Source organism: Streptomyces sp. NPDC090025 (genome assembly GCF_044748125.1).
GTDB lineage: Bacteria > Actinomycetota > Actinomycetes > Streptomycetales > Streptomycetaceae > Streptomyces.
Window position 1 is genome coordinate 1 of the sequence record NZ_JBIVFL010000026.1, and the last position, 16,681, is coordinate 16,681.

The 16,681-nt window shown below is 74.2% G+C and carries 12 protein-coding genes; 5 read left to right on the forward strand and 7 right to left on the reverse strand.

What is annotated here, in order from left to right; genetic code table 11:
* Positions 1 to 121: 121 nt before the first annotated feature.
* Positions 122 to 2,464, reverse strand: coding sequence for a glycosyl hydrolase family 18 protein (locus ACIPXM_RS35015; protein ID WP_401664064.1), 2,343 nt, complete (start codon positions 2,462 to 2,464; stop codon positions 122 to 124).
* A 492-nt stretch (positions 2,465 to 2,956) separates the two neighbouring features.
* On the opposite strand from ACIPXM_RS35015, the gene ACIPXM_RS35020 reads away from it, so the two are divergent.
* Complete coding sequence (locus tag ACIPXM_RS35020) at positions 2,957 to 3,544, forward strand: TetR/AcrR family transcriptional regulator (RefSeq protein WP_401664066.1); 588 nt, start codon at positions 2,957 to 2,959, stop codon at positions 3,542 to 3,544.
* Positions 3,545 to 3,690: 146 nt separating this feature from the next.
* Here the strand turns inward: ACIPXM_RS35020 and ACIPXM_RS35025 are convergent, their stop codons facing one another.
* The gene (locus ACIPXM_RS35025) at positions 3,691 to 4,995 is read right to left on the reverse strand and encodes a phosphoribosyltransferase family protein (protein WP_401664069.1); all 1,305 of its coding nucleotides are present in this window, start codon (positions 4,993 to 4,995) and stop codon (positions 3,691 to 3,693) included.
* A gap of 223 nt (positions 4,996 to 5,218) precedes the next feature.
* On the opposite strand from ACIPXM_RS35025, the gene ACIPXM_RS35030 reads away from it, so the two are divergent.
* Positions 5,219 to 6,697 carry a serine hydrolase domain-containing protein gene (locus tag ACIPXM_RS35030; protein WP_401664071.1) on the forward strand — a complete coding sequence of 493 codons (1,479 nt, stop codon included), beginning with the start codon at positions 5,219 to 5,221 and terminating at the stop codon, positions 6,695 to 6,697.
* Between the two features lie 76 nt (positions 6,698 to 6,773).
* Here the strand turns inward: ACIPXM_RS35030 and ACIPXM_RS35035 are convergent, their stop codons facing one another.
* The 3 genes from ACIPXM_RS35035 to ACIPXM_RS35045 form a co-directional block, all read right to left on the reverse strand.
* Positions 6,774 to 7,478: a hypothetical protein gene (locus ACIPXM_RS35035; RefSeq protein ID WP_401664073.1), complete on the reverse strand. Its 705-nt coding sequence runs from the start codon at positions 7,476 to 7,478 to the stop codon at positions 6,774 to 6,776.
* A 135-nt stretch (positions 7,479 to 7,613) separates the two neighbouring features.
* On the reverse strand, positions 7,614 to 8,033 hold the full coding sequence (locus tag ACIPXM_RS35040) for a hypothetical protein (protein ID WP_401664075.1): 420 nt from the start codon (positions 8,031 to 8,033) through the stop codon (positions 7,614 to 7,616).
* A 107-nt stretch (positions 8,034 to 8,140) separates the two neighbouring features.
* Positions 8,141 to 11,599 carry a molybdopterin-dependent oxidoreductase gene (locus ACIPXM_RS35045; RefSeq protein WP_401664077.1) on the reverse strand — a complete coding sequence of 1,153 codons (3,459 nt, stop codon included), beginning with the start codon at positions 11,597 to 11,599 and terminating at the stop codon, positions 8,141 to 8,143.
* A 201-nt stretch (positions 11,600 to 11,800) separates the two neighbouring features.
* On the opposite strand from ACIPXM_RS35045, the gene ACIPXM_RS35050 reads away from it, so the two are divergent.
* A complete protein-coding gene (locus ACIPXM_RS35050) occupies positions 11,801 to 12,445 on the forward strand; it encodes an NADPH-dependent F420 reductase (RefSeq protein WP_401664080.1) in 645 nt (214 codons plus the stop codon).
* A gap of 20 nt (positions 12,446 to 12,465) precedes the next feature.
* Here ACIPXM_RS35050 and ACIPXM_RS35055 read toward each other — a convergent pair whose 3' ends face one another.
* Both ACIPXM_RS35055 and ACIPXM_RS35060 read right to left on the reverse strand, forming a co-directional pair.
* On the reverse strand, positions 12,466 to 13,914 hold the full coding sequence (locus ACIPXM_RS35055) for an aspartate ammonia-lyase (protein ID WP_401664082.1): 1,449 nt from the start codon (positions 13,912 to 13,914) through the stop codon (positions 12,466 to 12,468).
* 115 nt (positions 13,915 to 14,029) lie between these two features.
* Complete coding sequence (locus tag ACIPXM_RS35060; RefSeq protein ID WP_401664084.1) at positions 14,030 to 15,070, reverse strand: asparaginase; 1,041 nt, start codon at positions 15,068 to 15,070, stop codon at positions 14,030 to 14,032.
* Positions 15,071 to 15,179: 109 nt separating this feature from the next.
* Here ACIPXM_RS35060 and ACIPXM_RS35065 point away from each other — a divergent pair, with 109 nt between their 5' ends.
* Both ACIPXM_RS35065 and ACIPXM_RS35070 read left to right on the forward strand, forming a co-directional pair.
* The gene (locus ACIPXM_RS35065; protein WP_401664086.1) at positions 15,180 to 15,635 is read left to right on the forward strand and encodes an Lrp/AsnC family transcriptional regulator; all 456 of its coding nucleotides are present in this window, start codon (positions 15,180 to 15,182) and stop codon (positions 15,633 to 15,635) included.
* 221 nt (positions 15,636 to 15,856) lie between these two features.
* Positions 15,857 to 16,657, forward strand: coding sequence for an endonuclease I family protein (locus ACIPXM_RS35070; protein ID WP_401664089.1), 801 nt, complete (start codon positions 15,857 to 15,859; stop codon positions 16,655 to 16,657).
* Positions 16,658 to 16,681 lie beyond the last annotated feature (24 nt).

A 16,681-nucleotide genomic window follows, 5' to 3' on the forward strand; every position in this document is an offset into this window, starting at 1 on the left:
CCCGGGGGGGGGGGGCGGGGGGGGGGGGGGGGCGGGGCCCGCCCCGGCGGGGGGGGGGCGGGGGGGGGGGGGGGGGGGGGGGGGGGGGGGGGCGGGGGGCCCCCCCCCACCGCTGGAGGAATCAGCCGAGGCCGGTGCGCAGGGCGCCCATCAGGGTGCCGTTGGCGGTGTCCCCGGACATCTCCCAGATGAAGACGCCGAGCAGGCCCTGCGACTTCAGCCAGGTGGTCTTGCGGCCGATGGACCAGGTGTCGTCGAAGCTCCACCACTGGCCGCCGGGGCCGGTGTAGCCGGAGGTGGCGCCGGACTGTTCGTCGTGGCGGACGGTGAGGTTGGGCACCGAGGCGATGAGGTTGGAGTAGCCCCGTACGCCCGCCTCCTCGGCGAACTGGCCGGGCGCCGCGCCGGTCGCGCTCTGCCACTCGCCCGCCGCGCCACCGTCGGTCACGCCCTGCCAGCCGCGGCCGTAGAACGGGATGCCGATGGTGAGCTTGCGCGGGTTGATCCCGGCGGCCAGGTACGGCTTGACCGACTCCTCGACGCTGAAGTGGAAGCCGTACGGGTCCTGGGTGTCGGTGACGAGGTTGGCCTGGTGGCCGGTGCGGTTGGGTTCCCAGGAGTTGTCGCTGCCCGCGCCGTGGAAGTCGTAGCCCTGGACCATGAAGTAGTCGAGGGCGGAGCCGATCCTGGAAAGGTCCCAGCCCTGGCCGATCTTGACCGGGTCGGCGGGCGTGAACGCGGTCAGCAGGCGGTGCGGGCCGCCGAGTTCGTCGAGCTGCTTGCGGAACTCGGCGACCAGGGCGGCGTTGTTGGCCTTGTCCTGGGGGCCGTAGTGGTTGCCGGGGTGGCCGTCGGGCGAGCCGGGCCACTCCCAGTCGAGGTCGATGCCGTCGAAGATCCCGGCGGCGACGCCCTCACCGCCCGCGCCGTTGTAGGCGGGCAGGTTGCCCTTGATCCACACGTCGATGCAGGAGCGGACGAACTTCTGCCGGGAGGCGTCGGTGGCGGCGACGTCGGAGAAGTACTTGGAGTAGGTCCAGCCGCCGAGCGAGACGACGACCTTGAGGTTCGGGTGCTTGGCCTTGAGCTTCTTCAACTGGTTGAGGTTGCCGCGCAGTTTGCCCCAGCCGTCGTCGGCGACGCCGTCGACGGACTGGGCCGCGCTGAACGGACGGGCGTAGTCGGCGTCGGCGTCGCCCGCGCCGGTGCCCTGGTCAGGGTCCTGCGGGTTGCCCGTGACGCCCTTGGTGACGCCCGCGAGGCAGGTGAGGTTGACCGGGTCGATGTTCTCGAAGGCGTAGTTGACGACGTCGAGGGAGGCGGCGGCGCCCGAGGTGTCGAGGTTCTTCACGAAGTACTGGCGGCCGTAGATGCCCCACTGGGCGAAGTAGCCGACCTTGAGGTGGCGGCCCGGCGCCAGGTCGGCGGTGGTGACGGTGAGCGCGGCGGACGGCGGCGAGGCGTTGTCGGCGGCGTCGCGGGCGCGGACGGTGAAGGTGTACGGGTTGGCCGGGCCGAGGCCGCTGACGGTGACCGAGGTCGCGGCGGCCGGGACCGTGCGGGCGAGGACGCCGCCCTGGTAGACGTCGTAGGCGACGACGCCCTGGTCGTCGGTGGCCGCGTTCCAGGCCAGGGCGACGCTGGAGGAGGTGACGGCGGTCGCGCGCAGACCGCCGGGCGCGGTGGGCGGGTTGGGGTCGCTCGCCGGGTCGATGGTGGTGACGGCGACGGGCGCGCTCTCGGGCCCGAGGTTGCCGCGGGCGTCCTTGGCGCGGACGGTGAAGCTGTACGCGGTGGCCGGGGTGAGCCCGGTGACGCTCGCCGAGGTGGAGGTCGCGGTCGCGACCACGGCGCCCTTGGACAGCACCTCGTAGCCGGTCACGGGGTGGTCGCCCGCGGCGGCCGGGGTCCAGTCGAGACCGACGGTGCGGGTGGTGACGACGGTGGCGCGCGGGGCGCCGGGGGCGCCCGGCGGCACGTCGGGGCTGCCGTCGCACTTGCCGCCGTTGACCGTGCAGCGGCCCGGCGCGGTCATCGGGCCGGAGGCCACGAACCAGTAGCTGTACGGCTCGGTGGAGGCGCCCGCCGCGACGGTGCCGTTGTAGTGGGCGTTGCGGACGGTGACATGGCTGCCGGTGACGGTGGCATCGCCGTTGTAGTGGGAGCTGATCGCCACCCCGGCCGGCAGGTCGAATTCGAGGGTCCAGCCGTTGACGGGCGTGGTGGTGCCGTTGCGGATGACGTAGATCCCGCGCCACCAGCTGCCGTTGTTCTCGGCACTGAAGGTCGCGGTGACGGCGCCCGCGGCGTGCGCGGGCGTGGCGGCGGGCCCGGTGAGGGCGGTGAGCGCGGCGAGCGGGAGGAGCAGGAACGCGCTGAGCAGGCCGAGCAGGCGGCGGAGGCCGCCGGTGCGGGAGGTACGAGGAGCGCGGAGGGTGCGGGAGGTGCGCTTTCTGGTGTCCATGGGACTCCCTTGACGCGGTGAGGAGTGCGGGAGCGGGGCGCGTCGCGGGACCGTGTGGTGTTCGGGGTGTTCCAGGTGTCGCGGCCCGGGTTCGGAGTTGCGGCTGTGGGTCCGCCGAACGAGGGCCATCCGCAAGGTAATTGGTCCGGACCTTTGCGTCAACGCGTACGTCAGGTCCGCCGCCCGCACCTTGACGCACCGCATTGGTCTACTCCACCGTGAGCACACGCCCGGCACGGGCCGGTGTGGGCCGGCCCGCCCCCGGGCGCGTACCGCACCGCGCAGGACCGTGTGCGCACGCCCGGCCGTCCCCGCACCCGGGGGCGGCCGGTGGGCCGCGCGGGCGGTCGAGACGCGCGTTTCGTCCCTTCGTGGGTGCACGCAGTACGCTCCCCCGGGAGCTGGTGCGGGCACGGCCGCGGAGCCGGATGCGCGGGGACGTACCGGACCGACGGACGATGGACGATGGACCGGGCGACAGGAGTGACGACGGTGGCGAGGCGGAACCCGGAGCGGCGGGCGGCGCTGGTGGACGCGGCGATCGAGGTGCTGGCCCGGGAGGGCGCCCGAGGGCTGACGTTCCGCGCGGTGGACACCGAGGCCGCGGTCCCGCCCGGCACCGCGTCCAACTACTTCGCCAACCGTGACGACCTGCTGACGCAGGCGGGCGCGCGGGTCTACGAACGGCTCCGGCCGGACGAGGCGACGATCGAGCGCCAGCGCACCGCGAGCCCGGACCTCGCCACGTACACCCAGCTGATGCGCGAGCTGGTCGGGCGGGTCAGTTCCTTCCGGACCGGCTATCTGGCGCTGCTCGAACTCCGTCTCGAGGCGACCCGGCGGCCCGCGCTGCGGGCCGTGCTCACCGCGCGGGTCCGGGCCGACGTCGACGCCAATGTCACATACCACGAGGGTTCCGGACTCCCGGGTGACGCGACCGCCGTGAAGCTGCTGATGCTCGCCTTCAACTGGCTGATCGTGGAGCTCCTGACCCTCCCCGAGGTGTTCTCGGAGGAGGAGCGGGACGCGCTGATCGCGGCAGCGGTGGAACGGATCGTGGGCGGGTCCCCGGCGGCCTGAGCGGAGGACCGGGCGGGATCGGGCCGCACCCGGGCGGGACCCGGCCGGACCGGGCGGGATCCGCGGCCCGCCGTTGCGCCGTTCGGGTGGCCGGCCCCACCCGTCGCGCCCCACCCGTCACGCCCCCGCCCCTCACGCCCCGCCCGTCACAGCCGGTCGGCGAACCAGGCCGCGGCCAGCGTGCCCACCTGGGCCAGGACGCCCGGCTCCTCGAAGAGGTGGCCCGCGCCGGGCACCACGACGAGCCGGTGCTCGCAGCGCAGCAGCCGTTCGGCGCGCCGGTTGAGGTCGAGGACCAGCGGATCGGCGCCGCCGACGACGAGCAGGGTGGGCGCGGTCACCTCGGGCAGCCGCTCCTCGGCAAGGTCGGGGCGGCCGCCCCGGGAGACGATCGCGGCGATCGTGCTGCCGGGTTCGGCGGCGGCCCAGAGCGCGGCGGCGGCGCCGGTGCTGGCGCCGAAGCAGCCGATCCGCAGCCCGTGGGTGCCGGGGCGGCGGGCCAGCCAGTCGGCCGCCCGGGTGAGGCGTTCGGCGAGCAGCGGGGTGTCGAAGACATGGGCGCGGTCGGTGGCCTCGGACTCGGTCAGCAGGTCCAGGAGCAGGGTGCCGAGCCCGGCGCGGCGCAGGGTGGCGGCGACCGCCCGGTTGCGGGGGCTGCGGCGGCCGCTGCCGCTGCCGTGGGCGAAGAGCACGATGCCGGTGGCGCCCTCGGGCACGGTGAGCACCGCGTCGGCCTCGGGGCCGCCGAGGGGCACCCGTACGGCCGTCTCCGTCCCGCCGCCGGTGCCCGCGCCGCCGATGCCGCCCGCGCCCCGGGCGCCGCGGCGCAGCCGGAGTGCGGCGACCACGTCGTCGTCGGGGGTCTGGCTGAAGTCGCCGTAGAACTGCCCGATGGCGTGGAAGAAGTACGGCTCGCGCACGCACACCGTCTCGTCGACGACGTCCGCGACCCGGGCCACCCAGCCCTGCGGGGCGACCGGGACGGCGAGCACGATCCGGGCGGCGCCCCTGGCGCGTACCACCTGGCAGGCGGCGAGGGCGGTGGCGCCGGTCGCGAAGCCGTCGTCGACGATCACCGCGGTGCGGCCGGTGAGGACGGCGGGCTCGCGGGCGCCCCGGTAGCGGCGGGCCCGTTCGGCGAGGACCGCCCGCTCGCGGTGCTCGGCCTCGGCGAGGTCGTGCTCGGTGACGCCGGTGTCGGCGATCACCCGGTCGTTGCGGACCCGGACGCCGTCCTCGCCGATGGCGCCCATGGCCAGTTCCGGCTGGTAGGGCACGCCGAGCTTGCGGACGAGGCAGATGTCCAGGGGCGCGTCGAGCGCGTCGGCGACCTCGGCGGCGACGGGCACCCCGCCGCGCGGCAGCCCGAGCACCACCGGATCGTGCCCCTTGAGGTGCACGAGCAGCGCGGCGAGCTGCCGGCCGGCGTCGACTCGGTCGGTGAAGAACATGTCCACCGGCTTCCTGCCCGTGCGGGCGGGCAACGGCCCCCTGGGCCCCTGGCACGACCCGGACCCCTACACCCAGAGTAGGGGGCCTGGGCTCATGCGTTCCGACGATCATGATCGTTCCCGGGGAGGACGCGGTGAGCGGCGGTGTCCGGCGAGGATGGACGGTCCGTGCACGGAGCGTGCACGGAGCGTGCACGGACGATCGACGGAGGGGGAACTCCGCATGCGCCTCCCGCGCACCGCAGGCCCGGACCGCAAGGACGGCCTTGACGGCCCGGCCCGCCGGGACGACCTGACGGGTCCGGCCCGCCGGGACGACCTGACGGGTCCGGCCCGCCCGGGCCGCTCGGCCTCGGCCCGCACCACGGCCGTGGCCACCACCGCCCTGTTCGCGCTCTCGCTCGGGGTGCTGCCCGCGCAGGCCGCCACCGCCCGCCCGGGCGCCGCCACGAGCGCCACCACGTCCTCTGCCGACCGCCAGCACCGTCCCGGGCTCGACCGGGCCGCGCTGCGCGGCTCGCTCGACGCCTTCCGGGACGCCGGGATGTACGGCGCCTACTCGGCCGTCCGGGACGGCTCGCAGCGCTGGCGCGGCGCGACCGGCGTGGCCGATCCGGCCACCGGGCGGCCGATGGCCCCGGGCTTCGAACACCGGATCGGCAGCATCACCAAGACCTTCACGGCCGTCGCGGTCCTGAAGGAGGTGGAGCGCGGCCGGATCGACCTGGACGCGCCGGTCGGCCGCTATCTGCCGGACCTGGTCGACGGCGAGCGCGGCGCGAAGGTCACCGTACGGATGCTGCTCAACCACACCAGTGGCATCCCGGACTACATCGTCCCGGCGTTCCCCGGCATTCTCCAGGACCCCGGGAAGGCGCTCGACGCCCAGCGGTTCCGGCGCGTCGACCCGCGCGAACTGGCCCGGCTCGGCCTGGCCGCCCCGCCGGTGGTGGAGCGCGGCACCTGGTCGTACTCGAACACCAACTATGTGCTCGCCGGGCTGATCCTGGAGCGGGTGACCGGTGAGAATGCCGAGCGCTACATCACGCGCCAGGTCATCCGCAAGGCCGGTCTGCGCCATACCTACTTCCCGTCGACGGCGGCCGTCAAGGGCCCGCACGCGGGGATGTACGAGTCGTTCTACGGCTACATCGATCCGCCGCGCGACTACAGCACGTACGACATGTCGTGGGCGGGCACGGCGGGCGCGATGGTGTCGACGATGGACGACCTCAACACCTTCTACCGCGCGCTGCTCGGCGGGAAGCTGCTCTCCCCCGCCTCGCTGCGCGCGATGAAGACCACCGTGCCGACCGCCGAACCGGTGCCCGGCGTGCCGGAGTCGATGCGGTACGGCCTCGGCCTGTACACGCTGCGGATGCCGAGCGGGAACTGGGCGTGGGGCCACGACGGCGGCGTGTTCGGGGCGGGCACCTGGTCGCTCGCGAGCGAGGACGGCCGCCGTCAGGTGTCGATCGGCTACAACCTGATGAAGTACCAGCGGTTCGACGAGGCCAGTGGCCAGTGGCTGCCGGATCCCATCACCGAGGCGCTGGTCGCGCATGTGGACGGGGCGCTGGCCGGTGCCGCGAAGGCGCCGGCGCCCGCCGCGCCGTCGGCACCCGCCGCCCGGGGCACGGCCCCGGCGCGCGCGACGGTGCCGCAGCCGCTGGACGCCCGGGTGCCGGGCTTCCGGCCGTAGCACGGCCGCCGGGCCCTCGCCGTACGGCGTGTCGTGTACGGCGTGTCGTGTACGGCGTGCCGTGTACGGCGAGGGCCTAGCGACCCGCCCGGGTCGCGCGGGCGATGGTCGCGTCCACCAGGGCGAGGGCGTCGGTGGCCGTGCGGCCCGGGGCGCGGTTCCAGGGGCCGATGAGCTGGTGCCAGCCGCGTGAGCGGAGCTCTTCGAGCATCCAGGCCCCGGCCTCGTTCATGGTGGCGGCGCTGCCGTGGCCGAGCCGGTGCGCGGCGAGCATCGCGCCGCAGACGCAGCGGGCGCCGCGCCGGTCGCGGAGCCGGTAGGGGGTGTTCTGCCAGCCCCATTCCGTCAGGACCCGCCGGGCGTGGGCGAGATGCGCCGACGGGAGCACGTCGGCGCGGCCGATCCGGCGCCAGGTGTGCAGCCGGTCGGGCAGGATCGCGCCGATCCACCCGGGCAGCGGGGCCGCTCCGGGGTACGGTGCCGGGCCCGCGGCCTCCCGTCGGCGCGCGCGCTCCACGGCGTCCAGCGCGTCGGCGACCAACTGCTCGACGGGTACCGAGAGCAGCCGCCGCCAGTCGTCCGCCCCGCCCGCCCCGCCCGGGGCGCCCGGGCCCGCCGGTCCCGGCGCCGACTCCGTCCACCGGCCCACGATCTCCTGCCAGGCGGCGGTGTCGAGCAGCCGGGCGGCGGCCAGGTCGAGCGCGTCCGGGCTGTCGATCGCCTCCGGGGTGTCGGGTGCGGCCGGTTCGGCGGTGGCGGCGTGGCGGGCGGTGGTGGGCATGGAGGCTGCTCCCTGGAGGCCGGTTCCTCGTGCACCGCCGTGGTGCACGACTACCACTTTGTGGTGAACGTCGGCTTTGTCCAGTTGAAGCGTGAGTGCGCCCGACTCACCGGCCCCCTCGCCGGACCCGCCCTCCTACCGGCCACCGCCACGCGCCGCACCGGCCCAGCGCTCCGGGAAGAGGGGCGCCGGGATCAGCGCGGCGAAGGCGAGCTGCGCGAGGACCTGAAAGAGCAGCGGCTCCGCCGAACTGCTCGCGAGGAGCGGCCACACCCAGGGGACGAGCGACAGGCCCAGGACGATGCGGAACCTGACGGGATCCATGCGCTGGTGCACCGATGCCGCGCACACCCCGATCAGCAGGGTCGGGATCCCGACGAACGGGAACAGGTCCCGGCCCGTCGCCATGATCCCCAGGAAGGTCTCGCCCCACCCGACGGTCTGCGAGACGGCGAGCCACGCCGCCGCGTGCAACGCGACATACAGCAGCACGCACCACCCCATCCGCCCGAACACGCGCCCCAGCTCACGTAGACCGCCCGCGTCGCCGTTCATCACACTCTCCCCCGTCCATCGAACTTTGAACGCGTTCAATCTACCGTGCGCCCCGCCGGCGCGGTGAGGCCCCCCGCCCACCGCGCCGCGCCACCGCGGGAGGAACCTCAGGCGTCGATCACCAGGTCCGACATCGGCACCGCCTGACAGGTCAGCGCCTGGTCATCCGGGAGGTCGTCGGACGGGGTGACCAGGTGGGCCACGGCGCCCTTCGTCACCCGGCAGGCGCAGCTCTCGCACTGGCCGACCCGGCAGCCGCTGGGCAGCCGGACACCGGCGCGTTCGCCCAGGTCGAGGAGGGTGGCGCCGTCCCCAGCGCGCCAGACCGTCTCGCGGTCGGAGCGGGCGAACCGGACGGTGAACTCGGCGCCCTCGGGGACGTCGACGGCGCGCCGCTCCGCACGGAAGCGCTCGCTGAAGATCTCGAAGCGCGGCACGCCCCGTTCCCGCAGGCCCTCGGTCAGGGCGGCGAGCATGGGCTCGGGTCCGCAGAGGTAGAAGCGGGCCCGGCGGGCGAGCAGGTCGGGGGTGGCGACCGTGTCGAGCGGGATCGGGCCGAGGTGGTCGACCACGGTCAACTGCGGCAGCCGGGAGGCGAGTTCGCGGAGGCGGGCGCGGAAGGCGGCGGTCTCGGGGGTGGCGTTGCCGTAGTGGAGCACGACCTCGGGGACGGTGCCGCCGGTCGCGGCCAGGGTCTCCAGCTGGCTGAGGAACGGGGTGATGCCGATGCCGCCCGCGCACAGCACCACGGGCGCCTCGATGTCGGTGGGGAGGCAGAACACGCCTGCGGGTGCGGTGAGTTCGAGCCGGTCGCCGACCCGGAGCCGTTGGTGGACGTGGCCGGAGAAGACGCCGTCCGGCTCGTGCCGCACCGCCAGGTCGTAGTGCGACCGCTCCTGTCCGCCGGGCGTGCGCGCGGGTCCGGTCAGGGAGTAGGAGCGGACCACGCCGGGCAGGGCGTCCTCGGCGCGGACGGTGACGTGCTGACCTGGCAGGTGGTCCGGGAGCGGGCCGCCGTCGGCCGGGGCGAGGCGGACCCGCCGTACCCCGCGCCCGTCGGTGCCGAGCGCGACGACGGTGAACGTACGGGTGCCCGCCCAGCTGTGGTCCTCCGGTGCGCGGCGCACCTGGCAGACCGCCTCGCGCAGCGGCACCGAGCCGCTCAGCGGGTCGGTGACGGAGGCGTCGACGAGCCGGTTGACGTTGGAGCCGCCCGCCGTGAGCGGGTCGGCGCCGGGCTGCCCGAGGTCGGGGGCCGCCTGCCACCAGCCGTACTCGGCGGAGACGACCCCCGGGTGCAGCGAGTCGTCGAAGCGGGCCCGCAGCCGGACCGAGCCTAGCGGGGTGGCGAGCTCTGTCCAGGCGCCCTCGGCGATCCCGCGCGCGGCGGCGGTCTCCGGGTGGAGGTGGAGCGCGGGGTCGGCGGACCGGCGGCGCAGCGAGCCGATCCCGCGGTGCTGGCTGTGCACGAAGGAGCCGTGCTTGGCGGAGGTGAGGACCAGGGGGTGGGCGGCGTCCGGGGCGAGCGGGTCGCGGTGCTCGGGCACCGGCGGGTAGCCGTGGTCGAGCAGCCGCTCGGAGTACAGCTCGACGCGGCGGGTGGGGGTGGCGAAGCCGGTCACGGCGGCGGGCCCCTCGGCCGGTCCGGCACCGGACGCGGCGGCGGGCTCGGCGTAGCCCCGGTGACCGGGGGCGCGCGGGACCCGGACCCCGCCCGGAGCGGCGCGCAACTGGTCCGTGGTGAGGCCGAGCGGGGCGAGCTGCCAGTTCCAGGCGGCCTCGATGTCCCCGTCGAAGAACCGGTCGCCCAGGCCGAGCCGTACCGCGAGGTCGAAGACCACCTCCAGGTCGGAGCGGGACTCGCCCTGCGGCGCGACGATCCGGGGCCGCAGCTGGACCTGTTCCTGGGCGCGGCGGCTGGACTCGAAGCCGAAGCGCAGCGCCTCGCGCTCGTACGGGCTGTTGACCGGCAGGACCAGGTCGGCACTGTCGGCGGTCGGGGTGAGGTGGAGGTCCAGGTGCACCTGGAAGTCCAGGGCGCGCAGGGCGCGGGCGGTGCGGTCGGAGTCGGGCTGGGCGACGACCAGGTTGGAGCCGAAGGCGATCAGGGCGCGTACGGGGTAGGGCGCGCCCTCCTCGGCGGCGCGGGCCACGTCGGCCATGGCCACGTACCCGGATGCCTGCGGGCCGAGCGGGTGCCGGTCCAGGCCGAGGGCCTTCTCGCGCTGTCCTGGCGGGAAGTGGTCGAGCCCGGTCGCCGAGCGGTACGGCGGCGGGGGCGCGACCAGGTTGCCGCCGGGGGCGTCGTGGGAGCCGGTGAGGGCGCGCAGGCAGGCGAGGGCGCGTTCGGTCTGGGCGGCGTTGGCGCTCTGGGCGACGCCGGTCCAGCCGTAGTAGGCGACGGAGCCCGCGGCGGCGATGTCGGCGGCGAGGGCGCGGATCTCCCGCTCGGGGACCCAGGTGGTGCGGGCGGCCCGGTCGGCCGGCCAGGCGGCGCAGGCTTCGGCGTAGCGCTGGAAGGCGGGCACGCAGGCGACCGGGCCTTCGGTGCGGGTGGGGACGGTGAGGGTGGTCCGGCCGGTAGCGCCGCCGGTGCCCGCCGCCGTGAGCGCGAAGCGCTCGGGGCGGTCGGCGGCGCGCCGGGTGTCGTACGGCTCCGGGCGCCCGGCCCGCTCGTCCCAGACGACGAACCCCTCGGCCCCGTCGGCGGGTTCACCGTCCGTGCCGAGCAGCTCCGGCGGCAGCTCGGCGGCGCGCAGCAGCTTGCCGTTGTCCGCCCGTACGAGCAGTGGGGCGTTGGTCCAGGCGCGGACGAACTCCTCGTCGTAGCCTCCCTGTTCGATGAGCAGGTGGGCGATGCCGAGGGCGAGGGCCGCGTCGGTGCCGGGGCGGATCCGCAGCCAGCGGTCGGCGGTGCGGGCGCTGGTGGAGCGGCGGGGGTCGACGACGGCGAGCCGGGCGCCCCTGGCCTGGGCGGCGGCGAGGGCGGCGGACTGGGAGAGCCAGGTCTTGGCCGGATCGAAGCCCCAGAGCAGCGCGAGGTCGGTGTGCGCCCAGTCGGGCGGCGGCAGCGGGCCGCCGAAGGTGTAGAGGTGGGCGCCGTCCTTGTGCCAGTTGCAGATCTCGGCGCTGTAGACGGTGTTGGGGCTGCCGAAGCCGCGGATCAGCCGCTCGATCCACTCGGTCGCGTCGGCGACGCCGGTGCCGCTGGGCGTGGCGACGGCGAAGGCCACGGACTCGGGGCCGGTCTCGGCGGCGATCTCCCGCATCCTGCGGGCGATCTCGGCCAGGGCCTCGTCCCAGGAGACCGGCTGCCAGCCGGGGTCCGGGTCGCCCTTGGGGCGGGTGCGGCGCAGTGGTGTGGTGAGGCGTCCGGTGCCGTGGGCCAGCTCGGGGGCGGCGCGGCCCTTGGGGCAGAGGGCTGCTCCGTTGGGGTGGTCGGGGTCGGGGCGGACATCGGTGATGCGGCCGTCGGTGACGGTGTAGACGGCGGCGCAGCGCGACTTGCACAGGGTGCAGAATCCGCGCTTCTCCGTACGCCGGGCGTCGTTCTCGTGCTCTGCCATGACCCACCTCGTCCCTCTTCTCCTTCCATGAGAGACCCGTGGGGCGGCTGTGGTGTCCGGCATTGGTCACGGGTCGTGGGACGAAAGCCCGGGACCTTCGGCCCGGCCGGTGCCGGGAACAACGGGCGGGGCCGTACGGTTCGACCCGGACGGCGTGCCGCACGGCGGCGCGCACCTGAACCCACGGATGGAGCACAGCACATGAGAATCGCCGTACTCGGCACCGGTGAGGTCGGCCGGAGACTCGCGAGCAAGCTGGTCGAGGTCGGCCACGAGGTGATCCTGGGGTCGCGGTCCGCGGACCACCCCGGCGCGAAGGAGTGGGCGGCGGCGCACGACGCGGCGCACGGCACCTTCGAGTCGGCCGCGGCGGGGGCCGAGCTGGTGGTGAACGCGACCGGCGGCCTGGTGTCGCTCGCCGCGCTGCGGGCGGCGGGCGAGGCGAACCTGGCGGGCAAGGTGCTCGTCGACGTGGCGAACGCGCTCGACTTCTCGACGGGCGCGCCGCGCGTGCTGCCGCCGCCGGAGGGCAGTGTGGCGGAGCAGCTGCAGGCGGCGTTCCCGGCGGCGCGGGTGGTGAAGACCCTCAACACGATGACGAACACGGTGATGGTCGACCCGGCCCGGGTGCCGGGCGAGCACGTGGTCTTCGTGTGCGGCGACGACGCCGAGGCGAAGGAGGTCGTCACGACCCTCCTGACCGCCTTCGGCTGGCCGATCCACCGCGTCGTCGACCTCGGGGACCTCACGGCCGCGCGGGCCGTGGAGCAGGTGCTCCCGCTGTGGCTGCGCCTGTACGGCACGTTCGGCTCGGGCGAGTTCAACTTCGCGCTGCCGCGGGCCTGAAAGCCCCGCGGGCCTGAGGTTCAGGGGCGCAGCACGCCGCCGTCGGTGCCCGTCAGGTACTCCGGGGTGAGCAGTTCCGCGAGCCGCTCGGGCGGCAGGAGGCCCTTCTCCAGGGTGAGTTCGGCGACCGAGCGGCCGGTGGCGAGGGCTTCCTGCGCGATGGCGGTGGCCGCCGTGTAGCCGAGGTGCGGGTTGAGGGCGGTGGCGAGGCCGATGGAGTTCTCGACGCTCGCCCGCAGGGTCTCGGTGTTGGCGGTGATGCCGGTGACGCAGCGCTCGGCGAGGGTGAGGCAGGCCGCCTTGAGGGAGGTCAGGCTCTTCGACAGGGCGTGGAAGATGACCGGTTCGAAGGCGTTCAGCTGGAGCTGGCCGCCTTCCGCCGCCATGGTGATGGTCATGTCGTTGCCGATGACCTCGAAGGCGACCTGGTTGACGACCTCGGGGATGACCGGGTTGACCTTGCCGGGCATGATGCTCGAACCGGCCTGCACCGGCGGCAGGTTGATCTCGCCGAACCCGGCGCGCGGGCCCGAGGACAGCAGGCGCAGGTCGTTACAGGTCTTGGAGAGCTTGACGGCGATCCGCTTGAGGACGCCGGAGAGCTGGACGAAGGCGCCGCAGTCCTGGGTGGCCTCGATCAGGTTGGCGGAGGTCACCAGGGGCAGGCCGGTGATCTCGGCCAGCCGGCGGCGGGCGGTCTCGGCGTAGCCGGGGGCCGCGTTGAGGCCGGTGCCGATGGCGGTGGCGCCGAGGTTGATCTCGTGGATCAGCTCGATCGCCTCGGCGAGCCTGCCGCGGTCCTCCTCCAGCATCACGGCGTACGTGGAGAACTCCTGGCCGAGGGTCATCGGCACGGCGTCCTGGAGCTGGGTGCGGCCCATCTTGACGACCGTGCCGAACTCGACGGCCTTCTCCGCGAAGGCGTCCTGGAGCACGGCCATGGCGCGCAGCAGTTCGCGGGCGGCGCCGATCGCGGCGATGCGGATGGCGGTCGGGTAGACGTCGTTGGTGGACTGGCCGAGGTTGACGTCCTCGTTGGGGTGGAGGTGGGTGTAGTCGCCCTTGGCGTGGCCGAGGAGTTCGAGGGCGCGGTTGGCGACGACCTCGTTGGCGTTCATGTTGGTGGAGGTGCCCGCGCCGCCCTGCACGACGTCGACGACGAACTCGGCGTGCAGCGCGCCGCCCCGGATCTCCCGGCAGGCGTCGACGATGGCCCGGGCCTTGGCGGCGGGCAGCAGGCCCAGTTCCTCGTTGGCGAGGGCGGCGGCCTCCTTCACGGCGGCGAGCGCGCCGATCAGCTGCGGGTAGACGGAGATCGGGATGCCGGTGATGGCGAAGTTCTCCGTGGCGCGCAGGGTGTGCACGCCCCAGTAGGCGTCGGCGGGGACGTCACGGTCGCCGAGCAGGTCGTGCTCGCGCCGCACACCGGCGTGGGCGGGAGCGGGGAGGGTGGCCGGTGCGTGGTTCACGTGTCGGTCTGCCTTGCCTGGTGCGGGGAGGACGGCGGGAACGGCGGGCGTACGGGTGCCGGGGCGGCGGCTCGGTGGGGGCGGCTCGGTGGGCGGCGGCCCGGTGGGCAGCGGCTCAGTGGGTGACGGCGAGCGCGGGCTCGGCGCGCACCGGGCCGTCGAGGAGGCCGCGGAGCAGCTGGGTGCGGCGCTCGTACGACGGGATGTCGGCGAGCAGCGCGGACAGCAGCGCGATCCGGGCCTGGCCGGGGCGCAGGGTGCCGGCCAGGACGGCGCCCGCGGCGGCCAGGTCGACGGCGCCGCCGCCGGTGTAGACCTCGGCGACGGGCCCTGAGGCGACCCGGGTGGAGAGGACGACGTGGACGCCCTGGTCGACGGCGCGGGCGACCGCGTCGGCGATCTCCGGGGTGGCGTTGCCCGCCCCGGTGCCGACCAGGACGATGCCACGGGCTCCGGCGGAGACGGCGGCCTCGAAGAGGACCGGGTCGGCGTCGGAGTGGTGCGTCACGATGTCGACGCGGGGCGCGGGGCGGCCGGGCGCGGGCAGCGGCAGGGCGGCCGGGCGCTCGGGTTCCCGCTCGATGTCGACCTGGCCGAAGCCGAGGCGGCCGACGCGGCGGCCCGACGGGTCGGCGAACGGGTCGGCGTCGAGGGTCTTGGTCTTGACGGTGCCGCGGGCGGCGTGGACCAGGCCGTCGAAGACGACGAGGACGCCGAGGCCGTGCACGGTGGCGGCGACCTGGAGGGCGTCGTACAGGTTGCCGGGGCCGTCGCCGTCCCCGGTGCCGAAGGGCCGCTGGGCGCCGGTGAGGACCACCGTGCGGGGGTCGTCGTGGTGCAGGTCGAGGAAGAAGGCCGACTCCTCGAGGGTGTCGGTGCCGTGGGTGACGACGATGCCGTCGACGCCGGGGTCGGCGAGCGTCTCGTGGACGGCGCGCAGCAGCGCGAGCTGCCGGTCGGTGGTCATCCGGGAGCTGTTGACGTTGAAGAGGTCACGGACCTCGACCAGCACGTTGTCGGGGAGCGCGGCGGTGGCCATGACGTCGTCGCCGGAGGCGTCGGCGGTGTAGCCGCTGCCGTTCCAGCGGCTGGCGATCGTGCCGCCGGTGCTGATGACCACGATGCGGCGCGGCCGGTTGTCACGCGTCCACTTCATGACGTGCTGTCCTTCCTTCGGGTGTACGTCGCAACGATAGGCCGATCTTCGCGCAATACGATTGCCAATCTGGCCCGGACTTATGAATTCCGTGGTGGATAATTGCGTCATGGACCGAATCGATCTCCACATCTTGCGTGAGCTTCAGGCGGACGGCCGGCTGAGCAATCAGGAGCTGGCCCAGCGGGTGGGCCTGAGCCCGTCCCCCTGTCTGCGGCGGGTCCGCCAGCTGGAGCAGGACGGGGTGATCCAGGGGTATCGCGCGGTGATCGATCCGGCGGCGGTCGGCCGCGGCTTCGAGGTGCTGGTCTCGGTCGAGGTGAAGCGGGACCGCGAGACGGTGGAGGCGTTCGAGTCGGCGCTCCAGGAGATCCCGGATGTGATCGAGGCGTACCGGCTGTTCGGCAGCCCCGGCTGCCTGCTGCGGATCGCGGTGGCCGACCTCACGGCGTACGAGCGGCTGTGGATCGAGCGGCTGACCACGCTCGCCGGGGTCACCGAGGTGAACTCGCAGATCATCATGAAGCGCGTCAAGGAGCCGCACGGTCTGCCCGTCGACCGCTGAGCGGCCCGTCGCAGGGGACGAACGGGCCCCCTAACGGCAAGTCGGGCGTTCCGGTTGCCTCCTGTGCGAGACCGTCACGGAAAATCCTTCTCCGCGTCACACACCCGGTCTTCCGGCCGTGCCACCCTCCCGGTGTCATCACGTCAACACGCGTAGATCCCCAGGGGCATTGAGCCTGCCGCGGGGTTCTGTCCGCGTGCCGTTCCCGGGAAAGGGCCCCCATGTCCGTTGCACAGAGAGGCAGATGGCAGCTCTGGGCGGCGATACCCGCCGTCCTGGCCGCCCTCGTGCTCCCCACGGTCACCGCGACTCCCGCCGACGCCACGACCACGGCCTACGACAGCACGTACTACAAGAACGCCGTCGGCAAGACCGGTCCGAGCCTCAAGTCCGCGCTGCACACCATCATCGGCAAGCAGACCAGGATCTCGTACGACGCGGTCTGGAACGCCCTGAAGACCACCGACCAGGACCCGAACAACACCAACAACGTGGTGCTGCTCTACAGCGGCACCTCGCGCGCCAAGAGCCTCAACGGCGGTGACGTCGGCGACTGGAACCGTGAGCACGTGTGGGCCCAGTCGCACGGGAACTTCGGCACCTCGGCCGGTCCCGGCACCGATCTGCACCATCTGCGCGCCGCCGACGTCCAGGTCAACAGCATCCGCGGCAACAAGGACTTCGACAACGGCGGCAGCCCCGTGAGCGGCGCGCCGGGCAGCTACACGGACAGCAACTCCTTCGAGCCGCGCGACGCGGACAAGGGCGACGTGGCCCGCATGATCCTCTACATGGCCGTGCGGTACGAGGGCGACGACGCGTTCGCCGACCTGGAGCCCAACGAGTCGACCAGCAACGGGAGCGTGCCGTGGCACGGGCGGCTCTCGGTCCTGAAGCAGTGGAACGAGCAGGACCCGCCGAGCGCGTTCGAGGAGCGGCGCAACGACGTCATCTACACGTCGTACCAGGGCAACCGGAACCCGTTCATCGACCACCCGGAGTGGGTCGAGGCGATCTGGTAGACAGCGCCCCGCCCGGACCCGCGC

Coding starts and splice junctions, on each gene's coding strand:
- ACIPXM_RS35015 (WP_401664064.1), bottom strand. CDS start 2,464: ATGGACACCAGAAAGCGCACCTCCCGCACCCTCCGCGCTCCTCGTACC.
- ACIPXM_RS35025 (WP_401664069.1), bottom strand. CDS start 4,995: ATGTTCTTCACCGACCGAGTCGACGCCGGCCGGCAGCTCGCCGCGCTG.
- ACIPXM_RS35030 (WP_401664071.1), top strand. CDS start 5,219: ATGCGCCTCCCGCGCACCGCAGGCCCGGACCGCAAGGACGGCCTTGAC.
- ACIPXM_RS35035 (WP_401664073.1), bottom strand. CDS start 7,478: ATGCCCACCACCGCCCGCCACGCCGCCACCGCCGAACCGGCCGCACCC.
- ACIPXM_RS35040 (WP_401664075.1), bottom strand. CDS start 8,033: ATGAACGGCGACGCGGGCGGTCTACGTGAGCTGGGGCGCGTGTTCGGG.
- ACIPXM_RS35045 (WP_401664077.1), bottom strand. CDS start 11,599: ATGGCAGAGCACGAGAACGACGCCCGGCGTACGGAGAAGCGCGGATTC.
- ACIPXM_RS35050 (WP_401664080.1), top strand. CDS start 11,801: ATGAGAATCGCCGTACTCGGCACCGGTGAGGTCGGCCGGAGACTCGCG.
- ACIPXM_RS35060 (WP_401664084.1), bottom strand. CDS start 15,070: ATGAAGTGGACGCGTGACAACCGGCCGCGCCGCATCGTGGTCATCAGC.
- ACIPXM_RS35065 (WP_401664086.1), top strand. CDS start 15,180: ATGGACCGAATCGATCTCCACATCTTGCGTGAGCTTCAGGCGGACGGC.
- ACIPXM_RS35070 (WP_401664089.1), top strand. CDS start 15,857: ATGTCCGTTGCACAGAGAGGCAGATGGCAGCTCTGGGCGGCGATACCC.